The organism is Pseudomonas alkylphenolica (genome assembly GCF_004025535.1).
GTDB classification, from domain to species: Bacteria; Pseudomonadota; Gammaproteobacteria; order Pseudomonadales; family Pseudomonadaceae; genus Aquipseudomonas; species Aquipseudomonas alkylphenolica_A.
This window is the reverse complement of the sequence record NZ_QJRG01000033.1, coordinates 709,271-731,078: the sequence shown is the minus strand read 5'-3', so window position 1 is coordinate 731,078 and position 21,808 is coordinate 709,271. Positions and strand designations below refer to the sequence as shown.

The 21,808-nt window shown below is 57.6% G+C and carries 22 protein-coding genes; 19 read left to right on the top strand and 3 right to left on the bottom strand.

The window, feature by feature from the left end; translation table 11 throughout:
• Positions 1 to 4: 4 nt before the first annotated feature.
• From recF to dnaA, 3 genes are read right to left on the bottom strand one after another with little or no spacing between them, the layout of a single operon-like run.
• Positions 5 to 1,108, bottom strand: a complete 1,104-nt coding sequence (gene recF, locus DM813_RS03425) for a DNA replication/repair protein RecF (protein WP_128322021.1) — start codon at positions 1,106 to 1,108, stop codon at positions 5 to 7.
• Between the two features lie 19 nt (positions 1,109 to 1,127).
• Positions 1,128 to 2,231, bottom strand: coding sequence for a DNA polymerase III subunit beta (dnaN, locus tag DM813_RS03420; protein WP_128322020.1), 1,104 nt, complete (start codon positions 2,229 to 2,231; stop codon positions 1,128 to 1,130).
• 39 nt (positions 2,232 to 2,270) lie between these two features.
• On the bottom strand, positions 2,271 to 3,785 hold the full coding sequence (gene dnaA, locus DM813_RS03415; RefSeq protein WP_128322019.1) for a chromosomal replication initiator protein DnaA: 1,515 nt from the start codon (positions 3,783 to 3,785) through the stop codon (positions 2,271 to 2,273).
• A 580-nt stretch (positions 3,786 to 4,365) separates the two neighbouring features.
• On the opposite strand from dnaA, the gene rpmH reads away from it, so the two are divergent.
• From rpmH to glmU, 19 genes are all read left to right on the top strand, one after another.
• The gene (gene rpmH, locus DM813_RS03410) at positions 4,366 to 4,500 is read left to right on the top strand and encodes a 50S ribosomal protein L34 (RefSeq protein WP_002551315.1); all 135 of its coding nucleotides are present in this window, start codon (positions 4,366 to 4,368) and stop codon (positions 4,498 to 4,500) included.
• A 13-nt stretch (positions 4,501 to 4,513) separates the two neighbouring features.
• Positions 4,514 to 4,918: a ribonuclease P protein component gene (gene rnpA, locus DM813_RS03405; protein WP_164897205.1), complete on the top strand. Its 405-nt coding sequence runs from the start codon at positions 4,514 to 4,516 to the stop codon at positions 4,916 to 4,918.
• On the top strand, positions 4,911 to 5,156 hold the full coding sequence (gene yidD / locus DM813_RS03400) for a membrane protein insertion efficiency factor YidD (protein WP_075226616.1): 246 nt from the start codon (positions 4,911 to 4,913) through the stop codon (positions 5,154 to 5,156). Before rnpA ends, yidD begins: the two co-directional genes overlap by 8 nt.
• A 2-nt stretch (positions 5,157 to 5,158) precedes the next feature.
• Positions 5,159 to 6,841, top strand: coding sequence for a membrane protein insertase YidC (gene yidC, locus DM813_RS03395; protein ID WP_128322017.1), 1,683 nt, complete (start codon positions 5,159 to 5,161; stop codon positions 6,839 to 6,841).
• Between the two features lie 83 nt (positions 6,842 to 6,924).
• Positions 6,925 to 8,295, top strand: a complete 1,371-nt coding sequence (gene mnmE / locus DM813_RS03390) for a tRNA uridine-5-carboxymethylaminomethyl(34) synthesis GTPase MnmE (protein ID WP_128322016.1) — start codon at positions 6,925 to 6,927, stop codon at positions 8,293 to 8,295.
• Positions 8,296 to 8,811: 516 nt separating this feature from the next.
• Positions 8,812 to 10,704 (top strand): tRNA uridine-5-carboxymethylaminomethyl(34) synthesis enzyme MnmG, encoded by a 1,893-nt coding sequence (mnmG, locus tag DM813_RS03385; RefSeq protein ID WP_128322015.1) that lies wholly within the window; start codon positions 8,812 to 8,814, stop codon positions 10,702 to 10,704.
• On the top strand, positions 10,701 to 11,345 hold the full coding sequence (rsmG, locus tag DM813_RS03380; protein WP_128322014.1) for a 16S rRNA (guanine(527)-N(7))-methyltransferase RsmG: 645 nt from the start codon (positions 10,701 to 10,703) through the stop codon (positions 11,343 to 11,345). The genes mnmG and rsmG overlap by 4 nt, the downstream gene beginning before the upstream one ends.
• Before the next feature lie 18 nt (positions 11,346 to 11,363).
• On the top strand, positions 11,364 to 12,155 hold the full coding sequence (locus DM813_RS03375) for a ParA family protein (protein ID WP_128322013.1): 792 nt from the start codon (positions 11,364 to 11,366) through the stop codon (positions 12,153 to 12,155).
• A 9-nt stretch (positions 12,156 to 12,164) separates the two neighbouring features.
• Positions 12,165 to 13,037, top strand: coding sequence for a ParB/RepB/Spo0J family partition protein (locus DM813_RS03370; protein ID WP_128322012.1), 873 nt, complete (start codon positions 12,165 to 12,167; stop codon positions 13,035 to 13,037).
• 149 nt (positions 13,038 to 13,186) lie between these two features.
• Complete coding sequence (locus DM813_RS03365) at positions 13,187 to 13,594, top strand: F0F1 ATP synthase subunit I (RefSeq protein ID WP_128322011.1); 408 nt, start codon at positions 13,187 to 13,189, stop codon at positions 13,592 to 13,594.
• Positions 13,595 to 13,610: 16 nt separating this feature from the next.
• On the top strand, positions 13,611 to 14,480 hold the full coding sequence (atpB, locus tag DM813_RS03360) for a F0F1 ATP synthase subunit A (protein WP_128322010.1): 870 nt from the start codon (positions 13,611 to 13,613) through the stop codon (positions 14,478 to 14,480).
• A gap of 143 nt (positions 14,481 to 14,623) precedes the next feature.
• Positions 14,624 to 14,881, top strand: coding sequence for a F0F1 ATP synthase subunit C (gene atpE, locus DM813_RS03355; protein WP_002555987.1), 258 nt, complete (start codon positions 14,624 to 14,626; stop codon positions 14,879 to 14,881).
• Between the two features lie 57 nt (positions 14,882 to 14,938).
• Positions 14,939 to 15,409 (top strand): F0F1 ATP synthase subunit B, encoded by a 471-nt coding sequence (locus tag DM813_RS03350; RefSeq protein WP_038616140.1) that lies wholly within the window; start codon positions 14,939 to 14,941, stop codon positions 15,407 to 15,409.
• A 12-nt stretch (positions 15,410 to 15,421) separates the two neighbouring features.
• On the top strand, positions 15,422 to 15,958 hold the full coding sequence (locus DM813_RS03345) for a F0F1 ATP synthase subunit delta (RefSeq protein ID WP_038616138.1): 537 nt from the start codon (positions 15,422 to 15,424) through the stop codon (positions 15,956 to 15,958).
• Positions 15,959 to 15,979: 21 nt separating this feature from the next.
• Positions 15,980 to 17,524, top strand: a complete 1,545-nt coding sequence (gene atpA / locus DM813_RS03340; protein WP_038616135.1) for a F0F1 ATP synthase subunit alpha — start codon at positions 15,980 to 15,982, stop codon at positions 17,522 to 17,524.
• Between the two features lie 50 nt (positions 17,525 to 17,574).
• On the top strand, positions 17,575 to 18,435 hold the full coding sequence (gene atpG, locus DM813_RS03335) for a F0F1 ATP synthase subunit gamma (RefSeq protein WP_107024412.1): 861 nt from the start codon (positions 17,575 to 17,577) through the stop codon (positions 18,433 to 18,435).
• A 27-nt stretch (positions 18,436 to 18,462) separates the two neighbouring features.
• Complete coding sequence (gene atpD / locus DM813_RS03330) at positions 18,463 to 19,839, top strand: F0F1 ATP synthase subunit beta (protein WP_128322009.1); 1,377 nt, start codon at positions 18,463 to 18,465, stop codon at positions 19,837 to 19,839.
• A gap of 44 nt (positions 19,840 to 19,883) precedes the next feature.
• Positions 19,884 to 20,300, top strand: coding sequence for a F0F1 ATP synthase subunit epsilon (locus tag DM813_RS03325; protein ID WP_128322008.1), 417 nt, complete (start codon positions 19,884 to 19,886; stop codon positions 20,298 to 20,300).
• A gap of 125 nt (positions 20,301 to 20,425) precedes the next feature.
• On the top strand, positions 20,426 to 21,793 hold the full coding sequence (glmU, locus tag DM813_RS03320; RefSeq protein ID WP_128322007.1) for a bifunctional UDP-N-acetylglucosamine diphosphorylase/glucosamine-1-phosphate N-acetyltransferase GlmU: 1,368 nt from the start codon (positions 20,426 to 20,428) through the stop codon (positions 21,791 to 21,793).
• Positions 21,794 to 21,808: the final 15 nt, after the last annotated feature.

Genomic DNA, 21,808 nt, shown 5'->3' with positions numbered 1-21,808 from the left:
GCCTTCACTCCCGATGGTCGTGGGTCTGGGTGATACGGCCCTGTTCCACGTGGAACAAAGCAACTGGCGTTTCCGTCTGCCAGCCTTCCCTCAATAATTCTTGATCTACACAGGTGATAAAAACCTGGCAGCGTAAGTCTTCCAACAAGCGACATAGTGCGAGACGGTGCTGCTCGTCCAGCTCGGACGGCAAGTCATCCACCAGATAAATACATTGGCCGCGTCGAGCCTGGCTAACCAAATGCCCCTGGGCAATGCGCAACGCACAGACCACAAGCTTCTGTTGGCCCCGAGACAGAATATCGGCGGCATTGTGAGCGCCGAGTCTCAGACGCAAATCAGCGCGTTGAGGTCCGGCCTGGGTATGGCCCATGTGCTGATCACGTTGCAAGGAGGAGGCGAGTACTTCACTGAGTTCTCGATCCTTGTCCCAGCCACGGTAGTAACTCAGGGTCAGCCCTTCGAGTTCGACCAAATCGCTCAGGGTTTGCTCGAAGACTGGCTTCAAGGCCTTGATGTAATTTCGGCGGTATTCATCTATTTCAGCACTGGCCAGGCAGAGTTCCCGGTCCCAGGCCGCTTGTGAAACAGCGTCAAGTGTACCATGCCGCAACCATGAGTTCCGCTGCCGCAAAGCCTTCTGCAGGCGTTGCCATGTGGCCATGAAGCGTGGTTCCACGTGGAACACACCCCAATCAAGGAACTGTCGGCGAATTTTCGGCGCACCTTCGAGCAGTCGAAAGCTGTCCGGGTTGATCAATTGCAGCGGCAGAATCTCTGCCAGTTGTGCAGCGCTACGGGCATTCTGCCCGTCGATGCGAATGGTGAATTCACCTTGCCGATCCCGCGAAATTCCCAAGTTGCTTGAACCACCTTCGCTGAGTTCGACCTGACCGAACACGGTACAGGCCAACTGCTCGTATTGGATTACGGGGGTGAGCCGAGTACTGCGAAAGGAACGGGCCAGGCCCAGCAAATGAACAGCTTCCAGCACACTGGTTTTGCCGCTGCCGTTGGCGCCGTACAGGATATTGATGCGGGGGGAGGGAGAGAAGGTCACCGGGTGCAGATTACGCACCGCGGTGACTGAAACGCGACTGAGGGACATCTAGAGTCTGCTGGACAATTTACAGGCGCATCGGCATGACAACGTAAGCGGAGTCGTCATTGCCAGCTTCCTGCAGCAGTGCACTGCTGTTGGAATCCGACAGGATCAGGCGAACTTGCTCGGTAGTCATGACGCCCAGAACGTCCAGCAGGTAGCTGACGTTGAAGCCGATCTCCAGCGAACTACCGTTGTAGTCAACGCTGATTTCTTCTTCTGCCTCTTCCTGCTCAGGGTTGTTCGCCTGGATCTTCAGCTGAGCATTGGCCAACTGCAAACGAATACCGCGGTACTTCTCGTTCGACAGAATGGCGGTACGGCTGAATGCCTCACGCAGCGCCTGGCGATCACCCACCACCAACTTGTCACCGCCTTTAGGCAGCACGCGCTCGTAGTCCGGGAACTTGCCGTCGACCAGCTTGGAGGTGAAGGTGAACTCACCAGTGGTCGCGCGAATGTGATTCTGACCCAGAACGATGCTGACCATGCCATCCGGCTCGGTGAGCAGGCGCGCCAGCTCCAGGATACCTTTGCGCGGCACAATGACCTGGTGGCGATCGGCCTGGCCAATGTCGGCGCTCATCGAGCACATCGCCAGACGGTGACCGTCGGTGGCCACAGCACGCAGGGTGTTGGTCGACACTTCCAGCAGCATGCCGTTGAGGTAGTAGCGCACGTCCTGCTGGGCCATGGCGAAGCTGGTGCGTTCGATCAGGCGACGCAGGCGGCTTTGCTCAAGGTTGCAGGTCAGCGAGCCAGGGCCTTCTTCAACCGTCGGGAAGTCATTGGCTGGCAACGTAGACAGGGTGAAACGGCTACGACCGGCCTTCACCACGATCTTCTGTTCGTCGAGCTTGATGTCGATCAGCGCGTCGTTCGGCAAGCTCTTGCAGATGTCCATCAGCTTGCGTGCAGGCACGGTGATCTCGCCTGGCTCGGCAGGCTCTTCCAGTTGAACACGGCCAACCAGTTCCACTTCCAGGTCAGTACCGGTAAGCGACAGTTGCTGGCCCTGAACGACCAACAGTACGTTGGAAAGTACCGGCAAGGTCTGGCGGCGCTCAACGACGCCTGCGACCAGTTGCAGGGGTTTCAACAAGGCTTCGCGTTGAATGGTGAAATGCATGGTCTAGTCCCTTGCCTTAATAAGCTGCGCTGACGTTAATCACGTCGTCAGCGTCCGCAGCAGGTTCTTGTAGTCCTCGCGGATATCCGCGTCGGATTCCTTGAGTTCGTTGATCTTACGGCACGCATGCAACACGGTAGTGTGGTCGCGGCCGCCAAAGACATCACCAATTTCCGGCAGGCTATGGTTGGTCAGCTCTTTGGACAGTGCCATGGCCACTTGTCGAGGCCGTGCCACTGAACGCGAGCGACGCTTGGACAGCAAGTCGGAAATCTTGATCTTGTAGTACTCGGCAACGGTGCGCTGGATGTTATCCACACTTACCAGCTTGTCCTGGAGTGCCAGAAGATCCTTGAGCGATTCCCGAATCAGCTCAATGGTGATGTCGCGTCCCATGAAGTGCGAGTGCGCGATGACACGTTTCAATGCGCCTTCAAGTTCGCGGACGTTGGAGCGAATGCGCTGGGCAATAAAGAACGCGGCGTCGTGAGGCAGGTCTACCTTTGCCTGGTCGGCTTTCTTCATCAGGATCGCAACGCGGGTTTCCAGCTCGGGGGGCTCGACCGCTACGGTCAGGCCCCAACCGAAACGCGACTTCAGACGCTCTTCCAGGCCTTCGATCTCTTTCGGGTAACGGTCACTGGTAAGAATTACTTGCTGACCGCCTTCGAGCAAGGCGTTGAAGGTGTGGAAAAACTCTTCCTGCGAACGCTCTTTCCGGGCGAAGAACTGAATGTCATCGATGAGCAACGCATCCACCGATCGGTAGAAACGCTTGAACTCGTTGATCGCGTTCAGCTGCAGCGCCTTGACCATGTCGGCAACGAAACGCTCTGAATGCAGGTAAACCACTTTTGCATTCGGGTTCTTCTTGAGCAGGTGGTTACCCACAGCGTGCATCAAGTGCGTTTTACCCAAGCCGACACCGCCATAAAGGAACAGCGGGTTGTAGCCATGCTTGGGATTGTCGGCGACCTGCCAGGCGGCCGCGCGCGCCAACTGGTTGGATTTACCTTCGACGAAATTCTCGAAGGTAAAAGTACGGTTCAGGTAGCTGGTGTGCTTGAGCGCACCTTCGACCTGCACGGTACGTTGTTCAGTACGGCCGGTGGGCGCCGGCGCAGCAGCAGACTCGCCCATCGAATCGAAGCTGTCCCGCGAAGGCGCTTGCTCGACTTCAGCCGCAGCGGGCGCAGCAACGGGGGCGGCAACCGGCTCATTGACCACGGCCGTCTGTGCCGCCTGCGCCTGGGATGCAGCAACAGCGGCAGCCAGCGGGGCGTTGGGAGCGGCTCTGGGTGCAGAACTGCGTCGGCTGCCTATTAATAAGGAAAGGGCAGGCGCGATGCCGTTGCCATGTTCCCCGAGCAGCTCGAGCAGACGGCTGAGGTATTTTTCATTGACCCAATCGAGAACGAAACGGTTGGGCGCGTAAACGCGCAACTCGTCGCCTTCGGCTTCGACCTGTAGCGGACGGATCCAGGTGTTGAATTGCTGGGCAGGCAGTTCATCGCGCAGAAGCTCCACGCACTGCTGCCAAAGTTCCACTGACACGGATATCCCCTGAGTTGAAAGCCGGTGAGGCAAAAACAAGCCCCCATTGTACCGAGCAACCTCACAGTTATCCACATGCAGGTGCGATGAGGGTGGCGATAAATCAGCAGCTTAGTGACCAAAATGACCTTTATGCGCTGTGAATAAGCTCTGTGGATAACCGCACCTGAGGTCTTTGCACAACTGGGGGTCGAAATCGGTGGATAACCGTCCTGTGGATAACCATCGATTTGATCCACAGCTTTTCCGAACCTTCAGCACAGTCAGAGCACCTCTTCTCGACAACCTTTCAGTTCTCTGTACATGGCGTGAATAAAGGCCTGTAGCGTTTTATCCACAGATATCGGCTGCTTAAGTTCTATAAGTTTTACAGAAAAGCTTTAAATAATTCCTCTCTCTTTTTTTATGTTTAAGCGTGTGATGGTTCTCCAGCGTGACACCCCAACCCGAAACAGCGGATTTCCCGTCTATAAGGAAAAGCTGGTTGGAAATTGACCTACGGCTGCGCTTTCTCTAGAATCGCCGGTCTCTTAAAACGGGGGCCATTCCGGCCCGTTGTCGACGAACCAGGTAACACGCCATGAAACGTACTTTCCAACCAAGCACCATCAAGCGCGCTCGCACTCACGGTTTCCGTGCCCGTATGGCCACCAAGAACGGTCGTGCCGTTCTGTCGCGTCGCCGTGCCAAAGGCCGTAAGCGTCTGGCAGTTTGATTTTTCGGCACTGGTGGTGAGTCAGGACTTCAGTCGGGAAAAGCGTCTGCTTGTTCCCCGACATTTCAAAGCGGTCTTCGACTCCCCAACCGGCAAGGTCCCAGGGAAAAACCTGCTGCTCCTTGCCCGCGAGAACGGTCTTGATCACCCCCGCCTGGGGCTTGTGATCGGGAAAAAGAGCGTCAAGCTCTCCGTTCAACGCAATCGCCTGAAACGCCTGATGCGCGATTCGTTTCGCCTGAACCAGCACTTGCTTGCAGGTTGGGATATCGTGATCGTCGCGCGCAAAGGGTTGGGCGAGATTGAAAACCCAGAATTGCACCAACATTTTGGCAAGCTCTGGAAGCGCCTCGCACGCAGTCGGCCCGCTCCAGTGGTGAACACCGACTCTGTGGGGGTAGACAGTCAAGATGCGTAAACTGGCGCTCGTTCCGATCCAGTTTTACCGTTATGCCATTAGTCCACTGATGGCCAATCACTGTCGTTTCTACCCCAGTTGCTCCTGTTACGCATTGGAAGCCATCGAAAACCATGGCCTACTGCGTGGTGGGTGGCTAACCGTTCGTCGCCTGGGGCGTTGTCATCCGTGGAATGCCGGCGGTTTTGACCCGGTTCCGCCAGCTCCCTCTTCCCGTTCTTCTTCGATAGCCGAGTAATCATGGATATTAAACGCACGATCCTGATCGTCGCCCTGGCAATCGTGTCCTACGTCATGGTCCTTAACTGGAACCAGGACTACGGCCAGGCTGCCCTGCCGACTCAGAATACTGCTGCCAGCAACGCTGCCCCGGCATTGCCGGACACCGCGCAGGCCGGCAACACTGGCGCCAGCGCCGATGTGCCGAGCGCCAACGCTGAATCCAGCCCAGCCGAACTGGCTCCGGTTGCCGTCAGCAAGGACCTGATTCGGGTCAAAACTGACGTTCTCGACCTGGCTATCGATCCAAACGGTGGTGACATCGCCCAGCTGATGCTGCCCAAGTACCCCCGTCGTCAGGATCATCCGGACATTCCGTTCCAGCTGTTCGACAACGGAAACGAGCGTACTTATCTGGCGCAAAGCGGCCTGACCGGTACCAATGGTCCTGATGCACGTTCTGCCGGCCGTCCGCTGTACGCCGCCGATCAGAAAAGTTATCAACTGGCTGATGGCCAGGACCAACTGGTCGTCGACCTCAAGTTCAGCGATAACGGCGTCAACTACATCAAGCGCTTCAGCTTCAAGCGCGGTGAGTACGACCTGACCGTTACCTACCTGATCGACAACCAGAGTGCACAGCCGTGGACCGGTAACCTGTTCGCGCAACTCAAGCGCGATGCAAGCTCCGATCCTTCTTCGAGCACTGCAACGGGTACCGCGACGTACCTGGGTGCTGCCCTGTGGACAAGTTCGGAACCCTACAAAAAAGTGTCGATGAAAGACATCGACAAGGGAAATCTGAAAGAAAATGTTTCCGGTGGCTGGGTAGCCTGGCTGCAGCACTACTTCGTTACCGCCTGGATTCCAAACAAGTCTGACAACAACATTGTCCAGACCCGCAAGGACAGCCAGGGTAACTACATCATCGGTTTCACTGGCCCGGCCCTGAACGTAGCCGCCGGTGCCAAAGGCGAAACCAGTGCCATGCTGTATGCCGGTCCGAAGATCCAGGACAAGCTCAAAGAGTTGTCCCCAGGTCTGGAACTGACTGTCGACTACGGCATTCTGTGGTTCATCGCTCAGCCGATTTTCTGGCTGCTGCAACATATCCACAGCCTGCTCGGCAACTGGGGCTGGTCGATCATCGTCCTGACCATGCTGATCAAGCTGCTGTTCTTCCCGCTGTCCGCCGCCAGCTACAAGTCGATGGCGCGCATGCGTGCCGTGGCGCCAAAACTGGCTGCACTGAAAGAACAACATGGTGATGACCGGCAGAAAATGTCGCAGGCCATGATGGAGCTGTACAAGAAAGAGAAGATCAACCCGCTGGGCGGCTGCCTGCCGATACTGGTGCAGATGCCGGTCTTCCTCTCGCTGTACTGGGTGTTGCTGGAAAGCGTCGAGATGCGTCAGGCACCCTGGATGTTCTGGATCACCGACCTGTCGATCAAGGATCCGTTCTTCATCCTGCCGATCATCATGGGTGCGACCATGTTCATTCAGCAGCGCCTGAACCCGACGCCGCCGGATCCGATGCAGGCCAAGGTGATGAAGCTGATGCCAATCATCTTCACCTTCTTCTTCCTGTGGTTCCCGGCAGGTCTGGTGCTGTACTGGGTTGTGAACAACTGCCTGTCGATCGCACAGCAGTGGTACATCACCAGCAGCATCGAAAAGGCTGCCAAGAAAGCCGCTGCATAACGGGTTAGCCAGCTAACCTGTGGATAAACGCCCCCTCGTGGGGCGTTTTGCTATCTGTCGTTTTTGTCGTGAGGCCTTCGAGCATGAACACTGTGCGTGAAACCATTGCCGCCATCGCTACCGCCCAGGGACGTGGGGGGGTGGGGATCGTGCGGCTTTCCGGTCCCTTGGCCCAACAGGCCGGGCTGGCCATCTGTGGAAAAGCGCTGACGCCGCGGCATGCCCATTACGGGCCGTTCCGTGCTGACGATGGTCTGGTACTCGATGAAGGTATCGCGCTTTTTTTCCCTGGGCCAAATTCCTTCACCGGCGAGGATGTACTCGAGTTGCAGGGCCATGGTGGGCCGGTGGTGCTGGATATGCTCCTGCAGCGCTGTGTACAACTGGGTTGCCGACTGGCGCGCCCAGGTGAATTCAGCGAACGCGCATTCCTCAATGACAAGCTCGACCTGGCGCAGGCCGAGGCGATCGCCGACCTGATTGAAGCCAGTTCGGCCCAAGCGGCGCGCAATGCCTTGCGCTCGCTCCAGGGCGAATTTTCCCGCCGTGTGGATAACCTCACCGAGAAATTGATCAGCTTGCGGATCTACGTGGAAGCCGCAATCGACTTCCCGGAGGAAGAAATCGACTTTCTCGCCGATGGCCATGTGTTGAGCATGCTCGATGATGTCCGCACGAATCTGTCCACAGTGCAGCGTGAAGCCGGGCAGGGCGCGTTACTGCGCGATGGCATGACGGTTGTGATCGCCGGTCGTCCGAATGCCGGCAAATCCAGCCTGCTCAATGTACTGGCCGGGCGTGAAGCTGCAATCGTGACCGATATTGCCGGCACCACCCGAGATATCCTGCGCGAACATATCCACATCGATGGCATGCCGCTGCATGTCGTGGACACTGCCGGACTGCGCGACACCGATGACCATGTGGAAAAGATCGGTGTGCAGCGTGCACTCAAAGCCATCAACGAAGCTGATCGGGTGTTGCTGGTGGTTGATTCGACGGCGCCGGAAGCCAGCGATCCCTTTGCACTGTGGCCGGAGTTTCTCGATCTGCGCCCGGACCCGGCCAAAGTCACGCTGATTCGTAACAAGGCCGACCTCAGTGGCGAGACGGTCGCCATGGAGCAAAGCGCGGATGGCCACGTCACCATCACCCTCAGTGCCAGGGATACTGACATGGGGCTTGAGCTGTTGCGCGAACACCTGAAGGCCTGCATGGGTTACGAACAGACGGCCGAGAGTAGCTTCAGCGCGCGCAGGCGCCACCTGGAGGCGTTGCGCCAGGCCAGTACGCACCTGGAGCACGGTCGTGCGCAATTGACCCTGGCGGGTGCCGGTGAGCTGCTTGCTGAAGACCTGCGTCAGGCTCAGCAAGCCTTGGGCGAAATTACCGGCGCTTTCAGCTCCGACGACTTGCTGGGTCGAATCTTCTCCAGCTTCTGCATCGGCAAGTAAGCGTCCTTATCCACAGCCGGGTCCGCAATGGACCTGGCTGCTGCCTTCTCTCCTTAATTTTTCTCCCCCTGCCAGGACAACCCATGCGTTGATCCTGCGTACTCGTCTGCGCGTCTATCCACAATTTTGTTAAATAAGCCCTGTGGAAAACCCGGCTTCAGCTCCGTTGATAACTAGCCCTCAACCCTGAAGATAAATCCGCTTGTGGGTAAGTAGGCATTTCATCCACAGGCTTAAAGCGCTTATCCAGAACGCTCATGGCCGGTAGACCACAGGGTTTTGAACCTCTGTACATACCGTAGTTAAAGGCCTGTAGAGATTTATCCACAGAAAGGTAGGTGCATAAGAATAAACATAAAAACAAAGCTTTAATAAATTTCTCTCTTTTAATTTCTATTGCTCGCCACTCATCCACAGGCTGGTTAAATTTTGTGCAAAAGGTTCCTATAGAGGGGGGGAAGTCCCTATACTGGTGCGTTATCCCTATCTATTCCCGAAACAGGCACGAGGTGCGTGGTGGATTTCCCTTCCCGTTTTGAAGTGATCGTCATCGGCGGCGGCCATGCCGGTACCGAGGCTGCGCTTGCGTCTGCTCGCATGGGCGTAAAAACCCTGCTGCTGACCCATAACGTGGAAACCCTCGGTCATATGAGTTGCAACCCGGCTATCGGTGGCATCGGCAAGAGCCATCTGGTCAAGGAGATCGATGCGCTCGGCGGCGCCATGGCGCTGGCTACTGACAAGAGCGGTATCCAATTCCGTGTATTGAACAACCGCAAAGGCCCGGCAGTGCGCGCAACCCGCGCCCAGGCCGACCGCGCCATCTACAAGGCGGTTGTGCGTGAAATTCTCGAGAACCAGCCCAACCTGTGGATATTCCAGCAGTCCTGCGATGACCTGATCGTCGAGCAGGACCAGGTACGCGGCGTGGTGACTCAAATGGGTCTGCGTTTCTTCGCCGACTCCGTGGTACTGACCACCGGGACCTTCCTCGCTGGACTTATCCACATTGGTTTGCAGAATTACTCCGGCGGTCGCGCCGGTGATCCGCCTGCGATTGCTTTGGCGCATCGCCTGCGGGAGTTGCCGCTGCGCGTCGGTCGACTGAAAACCGGCACGCCTCCGCGTATCGATGGGCGCTCTGTGGATTTCTCGGTCATGACCGAGCAGCCAGGCGATACCCCGATTCCGGTGATGTCGTTCATGGGCGACAAATCGATGCATCCACGCCAGGTCAGTTGCTGGATTACCCACACCAACGCGCGGACCCACGAGATCATCGCCTCGAACCTTGATCGTTCGCCGATGTACTCGGGGGTAATCGAAGGCATCGGCCCGCGCTATTGCCCGTCGATCGAAGACAAGATTCATCGCTTTGCCGACAAGGAAAGCCATCAGGTATTCATCGAACCGGAAGGCCTGAACACGCACGAGCTGTACCCGAACGGGATATCCACATCCTTGCCGTTCGATGTGCAACTGCAGATCGTCCGTTCGATCCGCGGCATGGAAAACGCGCATATCGTGCGTCCGGGCTACGCCATCGAGTACGACTACTTCGATCCGCGTGACCTCAAGTACAGCCTGGAAACCAAAGTGATCGGCGGCCTGTTCTTCGCCGGCCAGATCAACGGCACAACCGGCTACGAAGAGGCCGGTGCGCAAGGCTTGCTCGCCGGTACCAACGCCGCGCTGCGCGCGCAGGGTCGTGAAAGCTGGTGCCCGCGTCGGGATGAGGCGTACATCGGCGTGCTGGTCGACGACCTGATTACCCTGGGTACCCAGGAGCCATACCGCATGTTCACTTCGCGCGCCGAATACCGGCTGATCCTGCGTGAAGACAACGCCGATCTGCGCTTGACCGAAAAAGGTCGCGAGCTGGGCCTGATCGACGACGAGCGTTGGGCGGCGTTCAGCGCCAAACGCGAAGGCATTGCCCTGGAAGAGCAACGGTTGAAGTCCACCTGGGTTCGCCCGGACACCGCGCAAGGTCAGGCCATTGCCGAGAAATTCGGCACGCCGTTGAGTCATGAATACAATCTGCTCAACCTGCTGACCCGTCCGGAAATCGACTACGCTGGGCTGATGGAAGTGACCGGCGGTGCCGAAATTAATCCACAGGTAGCCGAGCAGGTCGAGATCAAGACCAAATATGCCGGCTACATCGACCGGCAACAGGAAGAAATCGCCCGCCTGCGTGCCAGCGAAGACACCCGCCTGCCTGAAGATATCGATTACAGCGGTATTTCCGGTCTGTCCAAGGAAATCCAGAGCAAACTGGGTCAGACCCGGCCCGAGACGCTGGGCCAGGCATCGCGTATTCCCGGCGTCACGCCGGCAGCGATTTCCCTGTTGCTGATTCATCTGAAAAAACGCGGCGCTGGCCGCGAGTTGGAGCAAAGCGCTTGAGTTCTATGGTCACCCCTCAACACGCCGAAGAGTTGTCCACAGGTGCCCGCCAGCTGGGTGTTGAGCTGAGCGAGGCGCAGCACGCGCAATTGCTGGCTTACCTTGCCCTGTTGATAAAGTGGAACAAGGCTTACAACCTGACTGCGGTGCGTAATCCGGACGAAATGGTCTCCCGCCATCTGCTCGACAGTTTGAGCGTGATGCCGTTTATCCACAGCGCGCGCTGGCTCGATGTCGGCAGCGGTGGCGGCATGCCGGGTATTCCCTTGGCCATCCTGCATCCGGACAAGCAAGTCACGGTGCTTGACAGCAATGGCAAGAAAACCCGGTTCCTCACGCAGGTAAAACTTGAGCTGAAACTGGACAACCTGACAGTTATCCACAAGCGGGTCGAAGAGTTCCAGCCTGAGCTGCCGTTTACCGGAATTGTTTCCCGGGCTTTCAGCAGCATGGAGAACTTCACCAACTGGACGCGCCATCTTGGCGACGAGCAGACGCAGTGGCTGGCAATGAAAGGGCTGCATCCTGCCGACGAGCTGGTAGCATTGCCGGCAGATTTCAGAGTAGATAGCGAGCAGGCCTTGACCGTTCCGGGTTGCCAAGGCCAGCGCCATCTGCTGATACTGCGCCGCACGGCATGATTGGGAACACAAGCAAGAATGGCTAAGGTATTCGCTATCGCGAACCAGAAAGGTGGTGTGGGCAAGACCACCACCTGTATCAACCTCGCAGCATCGCTGGTCGCGACCAAGCGACGCGTGCTGCTGATCGATCTCGATCCACAGGGCAACGCCACCATGGGTAGCGGTGTGGATAAACACGTCCTGGAGCATTCGGTCTACGACCTGCTGATCGGTGAATGCGATCTGACCCAGGCCATGCACGTCTCTGAGCACGGTGGTTATCAACTGCTGCCGGCCAACCGCGACCTGACGGCGGCTGAAGTGGTGCTGCTGGAAATGCAGATGAAGGAGAGCCGTCTGCGCACGGCACTGGCGCCGATCCGGGAAAGTTACGACTACATCCTGATCGACTGCCCGCCGTCGCTGTCGATGCTGACCCTCAACGCCCTGGTAGCTGCCGATGGCGTCATCATTCCGATGCAGTGCGAGTACTTTGCACTGGAAGGCTTGAGCGACCTTGTGGATAACATCAAGCGCATCGGCGAACGCCTGAACCCTCAGCTGAAGGTCGAAGGCTTGTTGCGGACCATGTACGACCCGCGCTTGAGCCTGATCAACGATGTTTCCGCGCAACTCAAGGAACACTTCGGCGACCAGCTGTACGACACCGTGATCCCACGCAACATTCGCCTGGCCGAGGCGCCGAGTTTCGGCATGCCGGCGTTGGCGTATGACAAGCAATCGCGTGGCGCTCTGGCTTATCTGGCTCTGGCCGGGGAACTCGTACGCCGTCAGCGCCGTCCATCACGCACTGCACAAACAACTTAAGGAATCCGTATGGCCGTTAAGAAACGGGGTCTCGGACGTGGGTTGGATGCACTGCTCAGTGGTCCTACCGTCAGCGCGCTCGAAGAGCAGGCTGTAAAGGTCGACCAGAAAGAACTGCAACACCTCCCGCTCGACCTGATCGAGCGCGGCAAGTATCAGCCACGGCGGGATATGGACCCGCAAGCGCTGGAAGAGCTGGCTCACTCGATCAAGAATCAGGGTGTGATGCAGCCGATCGTGGTCCGTCCGGTTGGCGACAACCGCTTTGAGATCATCGCCGGCGAACGCCGCTGGCGCGCCAGCCAGCAGGCAGGCATGGAAACCATCCCGGCCATGGTCCGCGATGTCCCCGATGAGGCCGCCATCGCCATGGCCCTGATCGAGAACATCCAGCGCGAAGACCTCAACCCGGTTGAAGAGGCGATCGCCCTGCAGCGCTTGCAGCAGGAGTTCCAGCTGACGCAACAGCAGGTTGCCGATGCTGTGGGTAAGTCGCGGGTAACCGTGGCCAACCTGCTGCGTCTGATTTCGCTGCCGGAAGTGATCAAGACCATGCTGTCGCATGGTGACCTGGAGATGGGCCACGCCCGGGCGCTGCTGGGGTTGCCGGATGAGCAACAGGTGGAAGGGGCGCGTCATGTTGTCGCACGTGGTCTCACCGTGCGCCAAACCGAAGCACTGGTCCGCCAGTGGCTCAATGGCAAGCCGGAACCGGTCGAACCGGCCAAACCCGATCCGGACATCACCCGCCTTGAACAGCGGCTTGCAGAGCGTTTGGGCTCGTCAGTACAGATACGTCACGGCAACAAGGGCAAGGGTCAGTTAGTTATCCGCTACAACTCGTTAGATGAGTTGCAAGGCGTGCTTGCTCACATCCGCTGAAACAATTCCTTTTGTAGCGCGCAGTCGGAAATCACTACCCGGCAGTTGAATAGGGGTTAATCCGCCCCTATACTCTGCGCGCATTTTGTCGGCACAAATTATGCCAAGTCATTGCTGACTGGTTGGTCGACTTTCGAGGAGCAGTTTTGATGGAAACCCGCACGCCAAACCGCCTGCCTTTCCATCGCTGGGCGGTTTTCCCGGTACTGTTGGCTCAATGTGTTGTGTTTTTGCTCGCAACTTTGGTGGTGTGGCAGTGGCACGGGGCGGTCAGTGGATACTCAGCACTCTGTGGAGGGTTGATTGCCTGGCTGCCTAATGTGTATTTCGCCTGGAAGGCGTTCCGTTACACGGGGGCCAGGGCAGCGCAGGCTATCGTCAAGTCGTTTTACGCTGGCGAAGCAGGCAAATTGATTTTGACGGCAGTGCTGTTTGCACTGACGTTTGCAGGAGTGAAGCCATTGGCGCCGTTAGCAGTATTCGGCGTCTTTCTGCTGACCCAGTTGGTCAGCTGGTTCGCGCCCCTGCTGATGAATATAAGACTTTCGAGACCTTAGGGCGTTTGAGGCAACCATGGCAGCAGAAACCGCTTCGGGCTATATCCAGCACCACTTGCAGAACTTGACCTTCGGTCAACTACCAGACGGCGGTTGGGGCTTTGCCCATTCCGCAGCAGAAGCCAAAGCAATGGGCTTCTGGGCTTTCCACCTGGATACCCTGGGTTGGTCGGTCGCATTGGGTCTGCTTTTCGTATTCCTGTTCCGTATGGCAGCAAAAAAGGCGACCTCCGGTCAGCCTGGCGGCCTGCAGAACTTCGTTGAAGTGCTGGTTGAGTTCGTTGACGGCAGCGTCAAGGACAGCTTCCACGGTCGCAGCCCGGTGATCGCCCCACTGGCGCTGACCATTTTCGTCTGGGTCTTCCTGATGAACGCCGTCGACCTGATCCCGGTCGACTGGATTCCTCAGCTGGCCATCCTGATCTCCGGTGATCCGCACATTCCGTTCCGCGCGGTCTCGACCACCGACCCGAACGCGACCCTGGCCATGGCCTTCAGCGTGTTCGCCCTGATCATTTTCTACAGCATCAAGGTCAAGGGTATCGGCGGTTTCATCGGCGAACTGACCCTGCACCCGTTCGGCAGCAAGAACATTTTCGTTCAGATCCTGCTGATTCCGGTCAACTTCCTGCTTGAGTTCGTCACCCTGATCGCCAAACCAATCTCGCTGGCACTGCGTCTGTTCGGCAACATGTATGCCGGCGAACTGGTGTTCATCCTGATTGCCGTGATGTTCGGCAGCGGCCTGCTGTGGCTGAGCGGCCTGGGTGTGGTGCTGCAATGGGCGTGGGCTGTGTTCCACATCCTGATCATCACCCTGCAAGCGTTCATCTTCATGATGCTTACCATCGTCTACCTGTCGATGGCTCACGAAGATAACCATTAAGACCGCCTGGCGTGTCTGATGACCCTTTCGCAGGTACTGGGGAGGGTCGAAAAAGTCCGCAAGGGCAGTTGTACCAAACGATTTTGTTTTACCGCTTCAAACTAAAAAACCTAACCAATACGACGTAAAAGTCGGGAGGAAAGATGGAAACTGTAGTTGGTCTTACCGCTATCGCTGTTGCTCTGCTGATCGGCCTGGGTGCCCTGGGTACCGCCATTGGTTTCGGCCTGCTGGGCGGCAAGTTCCTGGAAGGCGCTGCTCGCCAGCCAGAGATGGTTCCAATGCTGCAAGTTAAAATGTTCATCGTTGCCGGTCTGCTCGACGCCGTAACCATGATCGGTGTTGGTATCGCTCTGTTCTTCACCTTCGCTAATCCTTTCGTTGGTCAACTCGCTGGCTAATCACTCGGATTTCCGAGTGGTTTGGTGTGTTGGACAAAGAACGAGCGAGGTGTTGGCGTGAACATTAATGCAACCCTGATTGGCCAGTCCGTTGCGTTCTTCATCTTTGTACTGTTCTGCATGAAGTTCGTGTGGCCTCCGGTCATCGCGGCATTGCAAGAACGTCAGAAGAAGATCGCGGATGGACTGGACGCTGCCAACCGAGCAGCTCGCGACCTGGAGTTGGCCCAAGATAAAGTGGGTCAGCAACTGCGCGAAGCGAAGGCTCAGGCAGCTGAAATCATTGAGCAAGCCAAGAAACGCGGTGCTCAGATCGTCGAGGAAGCCCGTGATCAGGCCCGCGTCGAAGCTGACCGTGTGAAGGCTCAGGCTCAGGCCGAGATCGAACAGGAAATTAACGGTGTCAAAGACGCGCTGCGCGCCCAAGTGGGTAGCCTGGCCGTTGACGGTGCTGAAAAGATCCTTGGCGCCACAATCGATCAAAACGCGCATGCGGAGCTGGTTAACAAACTGGCCGCTGAAATTTAAGCGAGGGCGATCATGGCAGAACTGACCACGTTGGCCCGACCTTACGCTAAGGCTGCCTTTGAGCATGCCCAGGCCCATCAGCAACTGGCCAATTGGTCAGCCATGCTCGGCCTGGCTGCTGCGGTGTCGCAAGACGACACCATGCAGCGCCTGCTCAAGGCCCCGCGACTGACGAGCGCAGAAAAGGCCGCCACTTTTGTTGAAGTGTGCGGTGACAAGTTTGATGCACAGGCAAAGAGTTTCATCCAAGTTGCCGCGGAAAACGAACGTCTCCTGCTGTTGCCGGAGATTTCGGCGTTGTTCGAGCTGTACAAGGCCGAACAAGAGAAATCCGTGGACGTGGAAGTCACCAGTGCTTTTGCGTTGAACCAAGAACAGCAAGACAAACTCGCCAAGGTTCTCAGTGCACGGCTCGACCGGGAAGTGCGCCTGCAAGTGTCGGAGGATGCCAGCCTGATCGGTGGCGTCGTAATCCGCGCCGGCGACCTGGTTATCGATGGCTCAGTCCGCGGCAAAATCGCGAAACTGGCCGAAGCATTGAAATCTTGAGTTTGAAGGGGCAGCAGAGCAATGCAGCAACTCAATCCTTCCGAAATTAGTGAAATCATCAAGGGCCGCATCGAGAATCTCGATGTAGCCTCTCAAGCTCGCAACGAAGGTACTGTCGTCAGCGTTTCTGACGGCATCGTGCGGATTTACGGTCTGGCCGACGTCATGTACGGCGAAATGATCGAATTTCCAGGCGGCGTCTACGGTATGGCCCTCAACCTGGAGCAAGACTCCGTTGGTGCGGTAGTACTGGGCGCTTACGACACCCTCGCTGAAGGCATGAGCGCCAAGTGCACCGGCCGCATCCTCGAAGTTCCAGTTGGTAAGGAACTGCTGGGTCGCGTTGTCGACGCACTGGGTAACCCAATCGACGGCAAAGGCCCGCTGGGCAACACCGAGACCGACGCGGTCGAGAAAGTTGCTCCGGGCGTGATCTGGCGTAAGTCGGTAGACCAGCCTGTACAGACTGGCTACAAATCCGTCGACGCCATGATCCCAGTCGGCCGTGGTCAGCGTGAGCTGATCATCGGTGACCGTCAGATCGGTAAGACCGCCATGGCGATCGACGCCATCATCAACCAGAAAGACTCCGGTATTTTCTGTGTTTATGTTGCTGTCGGCCAAAAGCGTTCCACCGTTGCCAACATCGTTCGCAAGCTGGAAGAAAACGGCGCCCTGGCCAACACCATCGTGGTTGTTGCCAGTGCTTCGGAATCCGCCGCACTGCAATTCCTGGCGCCATACGCCGGTTGCACCATGGGCGAGTTCTTCCGTGACCGCGGTGAAGACGCGCTGATCGTTTACGATGACCTGTCCAAGCAGGCCGTTGCCTACCGTCAGATCTCCCTGCTGCTGCGCCGTCCACCAGGACGTGAAGCGTACCCAGGTGACGTGTTCTATCTCCACTCCCGTCTGCTGGAGCGTGCATCGCGCGTTTCCGAAGAGTACGTCGAGAAGTTCACCAACGGTGCTGTAACTGGCAAGACCGGTTCCCTGACCGCACTGCCGATCATCGAAACCCAGGCTGGCGACGTTTCCGCGTTCGTTCCGACCAACGTGATTTCCATCACCGACGGTCAGATCTTCCTGGAATCGGCCATGTTCAACTCGGGCATCCGCCCTGCAGTTAACGCCGGTGTTTCGGTATCCCGTGTGGGTGGTGCCGCTCAGACCAAGATCATCAAGAAGCTCTCCGGTGGTATCCGTACCGCTCTGGCTCAGTACCGTGAACTGGCAGCATTCGCCCAGTTCGCTTCTGACCTGGACGAAGCCACCCGTAAGCAACTCGAACACGGTCAACGTGTAACCGAGCTGATGAAGCAGAAGCAATACGCTCCAATGTCCATCGCGGACATGGCGCTGTCGCTGTATGCCGCTGAGCGTGGGTTCCTGACCGACGTTGAAATCGCCAAAGTCGGCAGCTTTGAACAAGCGCTGATTTCCTACTTCAACCGTGATCACGCCGAACTGATGGCGAAGATCAACGTGAAGGGTGACTTCAACGACGAAATCGACGCTGGCATCAAAGCCGGTATCGAGAAGTTCAAGGCCACCCAAACCTGGTAAGCCGCAGCGGGGGCTTTGCAGCCCCCGCTTGCTAACCTGATAGGTGTTACATGGCAGGCGCAAAAGAGATTCGCAGTAAGATTGCGAGCATCAAAAGCACGCAAAAAATTACCAGCGCCATGGAAAAAGTGGCGGTCAGCAAAATGCGCAAGGCTCAAATGCGCATGGCTGCTAGCCGTCCTTATGCGGAGCGTATCCGCCAGGTTATTGGTCATCTGGCCAACGCCAACCCGGAATACCGCCACCCGTTCATGATCGATCGCCCTGTAAAGCGCGTCGGTTATGTTGTGGTGAGCAGTGACCGTGGTCTGTGTGGTGGCTTGAACACCAACCTGTTCAAGGCCCTGGTCAAGGACATGGCGGCCAACCGCGAGCAAGGGATCGAGATCGATCTCTGCGTAGTTGGTAGCAAGGGTGCGGCGTTTTTCCGCAGCTTCGGCGGCAACGTCGTTGCAGCAATCAGCCACCTGGGCGAAGAGCCGTCGATCAATGATCTGATCGGCAGCGTCAAGGTCATGCTGGATGCTTACCTGGACGGTCGTATCGATCGTCTGTCCGTGGTATCGAACAAGTTCATCAATACCATGACTCAAACTCCAACGGTCGAGCAGTTGATTCCGTTGGTGGCAACCCCGGATCAAGAACTCAAGCACCACTGGGACTACCTCTACGAACCTGACGCCAAAGAGCTGCTGGACGGCCTGATGGTGCGTTACGTGGAGTCGCAGGTCTACCAGGCGGTGGTCGAGAACAACGCAGCTGAACAAGCTGCCCGGATGATCGCGATGAAGAACGCCACCGACAACGCCGGTGATTTGATCAGCGAATTGCAGCTGATCTATAACAAGGCGCGTCAGGCTGCGATCACCCAAGAGATCTCGGAAATCGTCGGCGGCGCTGCCGCGGTTTAACGGTTCAAATATTCAGAGGATCCAGCTATGAGTAGCGGACGTATCGTTCAAATCATCGGCGCCGTCATCGACGTGGAATTTCCACGTGACAGCGTACCGAGTGTCTATAACGCGCTGAAAGTAGTTGGCGCGGAAACCACCCTGGAAGTTCAGCAGCAGCTGGGCGACGGCGTGGTTCGTACCATTGCGATGGGTTCCACCGAAGGCCTGAAACGTGGCCTGGACGTAAACGACACTGGCGCAGCGATCTCGGTACCGGTCGGTAAAGCGACCCTGGGCCGTATCATGGACGTCCTGGGTAACCCAATCGACGAAGCCGGCCCGATCGGTGAAGAAGAGCGCTGGGGCATTCACCGTGATGCACCTTCGTTCGCTGACCAGGCAGGCGGCAACGACCTGCTGGAAACCGGCATCAAGGTTATCGACCTGGTTTGCCCGTTTGCCAAGGGTGGTAAAGTCGGTCTGTTCGGTGGTGCCGGTGTAGGCAAAACCGTAAACATGATGGAACTGATCCGTAACATCGCCATCGAGCACAGCGGTTATTCCGTGTTCGCCGGTGTGGGTGAGCGTACTCGTGAGGGTAACGACTTCTACCACGAGATGAAGGATTCCAACGTACTGGACAAGGTTGCTCTGGTATACGGCCAAATGAACGAGCCACCAGGAAACCGTCTGCGCGTAGCGCTGACCGGCCTGACCATGGCTGAGAAGTTCCGTGACGAAGGTAACGACGTTCTGCTGTTCGTCGACAACATCTATCGTTACACCCTGGCCGGTACCGAAGTATCCGCACTGCTGGGCCGTATGCCTTCGGCAGTAGGTTACCAGCCGACTCTGGCCGAAGAGATGGGCGTTCTGCAAGAGCGTATCACTTCGACCAAAGAAGGTTCGATCACCTCGATCCAGGCCGTATACGTACCTGCGGACGACCTGACCGACCCGTCGCCAGCGACCACCTTCGCCCACTTGGACGCCACCGTCGTACTGTCCCGTGACATCGCCTCCCTGGGTATCTACCCAGCGGTCGATCCACTGGACTCGACTTCGCGCCAGCTGGACCCGAACGTCATCGGCAACGAGCACTACGACACCGCCCGCGGCGTTCAGTACGTGCTGCAGCGCTACAAAGAGCTGAAGGACATCATTGCGATTCTGGGTATGGACGAACTGTCCGAAGCCGACAAGCAACTGGTATCCCGTGCTCGTAAGATCCAGCGCTTCCTGTCCCAGCCGTTCTTCGTGGCAGAAGTCTTCACTGGTTCCCCAGGTAAATACGTTTCCCTGAAAGACACCATTGCTGGCTTCAGCGGCATCCTCAAAGGTGACTACGACCACCTGCCAGAACAAGCGTTCTACATGGTCGGCGGCATCGAAGAAGCGGTCGAGAAAGCCAAGAAACTGTAATCCCGGCGCCCCGAAAGGGGCGCTAATCAGGTTGAGGCAAGCAGATGGCTATGACAGTCCATTGCGATATCGTCAGCGCGGAAGGAGAGATTTTCTCCGGTCTGGTCGAGATGGTGGTTGCGCACGGTAACCTGGGTGATCTTGGTATCGCTCCAGGCCACGCGCCGCTGATCACTAATCTGAAGCCAGGTCCGATCACGCTGACCAAGCAGGGTGGCGCCCAAGAGGTGTTCTACATCTCTGGTGGTTTCCTCGAGGTCCAGCCGAACATGGTCAAGGTGCTTGCCGATACCGTGCAACGTGCTGCCGACCTGGACGAGGCCCAGGCTCAGGATGCCGTCAAGGCAGCTGAGCAAGCCCTGCACGAAAAGAGCGCGGATTTCGACTACAGTGCCGCCGCTGCACGTCTGGCCGAGGCCGCAGCTCAGCTGCGTACCGTCCAGCAAATGCGCAAGAAGTAAATCGGTTTTCGAACCGGTCACTTCTGGTGTGATTGAGTTAAAGGGTAGCCTCGGCTACCCTTTTTCTTTTTCTGCGTTTTATATTCTGGTCACCTCACTGACCTTCCAGGATTGGTAGCCCGTCAATGTCTCTCGATATCGTTATTCTCGCCGCAGGCCAAGGTACCCGCATGCGCTCCGCGCTGCCCAAGGTGCTGCACCCGGTCGCCGGCGATTCCATGCTTGGCCATGTTATCCACAGCGCCCGTCAGCTACAGCCGCAAGGCATCCACGTAGTGATCGGGCACGGGGCTGAACTGGTGCGTGAGCGTCTGGCGGCTGACGACCTGAGTTTTGTATTGCAAGACAAGCAGCTGGGCACCGGTCACGCAGTAGCGCAAGCCTTGCCAGCGCTGACAGCCGACACCGTGCTGATCCTCTACGGCGATGTGCCGCTGATCGAAGTCGACACCCTCAAGCGCCTGCTGGCCAAGGTCAGCGCCGAGCAGTTGGGGCTGTTGACGGTCAACCTCGCCGACCCAACGGGTTACGGGCGTATCGTCCGTGATGCCCAGGGGCAGGTGGCGGCGATCGTTGAGCACAAGGATGCCAGCGACGCGCAAAAAGCTATCAACGAAGGCAACACCGGCATTCTCGCTGTCCCGGGTGCACGCCTGGCGCAGTGGCTGGGGCGTCTGTCGAACAACAATGCCCAAGGTGAGTACTACCTGACCGACGTCATCGCCATGGCTGTTGCCGATGGCCTGGTGGTTGCCACCGAACAGCCGCACGACCCGATGGAAGTGCAGGGCGCCAACGACCGTCGCCAACTGGCTGAGCTTGAGCGGCACTATCAGTTGCGCGAAGGCCGCCGTCTGATGGCCCAGGGCGTAACCCTGCGTGACCCGGCGCGTTTCGACGTGCGTGGTGAAGTTACCGTGGGCCGCGACGTGCTGATCGACATCAACGTCATTCTTGAAGGCCGGGTGATCATCGAAGACGATGTGGTCATCGGCCCGAACTGCGTGATCAAGAACAGCACCCTGCGCAAAGGTGCGGTGATCAAGGCCAACAGCCATCTTGAAGGCGCGATCATGGGCGAAGGCAGCGATGCCGGCCCGTTCGCACGTCTGCGTCCAGGCAGCGAACTGGGCGCCCGTGCCCATGTGGGTAACTTTGTCGAACTGAAGAACGCCCGCCTGGGTGAAGGCGCCAAAGCCGGCCATCTGGCGTACCTCGGCGACGCCGAGATCGGTGCACGTACCAACATCGGTGCCGGTACCATCACCTGCAACTACGATGGCGCGAACAAGTTCAAGACTACCCTTGGTGAGGACGTGTTCATCGGCTCCAATAACTCACTGGTTGCGCCTGTGGATATCTTGGATGGCGCCACCACTGCCGCCGGTTCGACCATCACCCAGAATGTCGAAGCGGGCCAGCTCGCTGTAGGTCGTGCGCGTCAGCGCAACATCGACGGCTGGAAGCGGCCGGAGAAAATCAAGAAGAGCTGAGTTATCCACAAATGT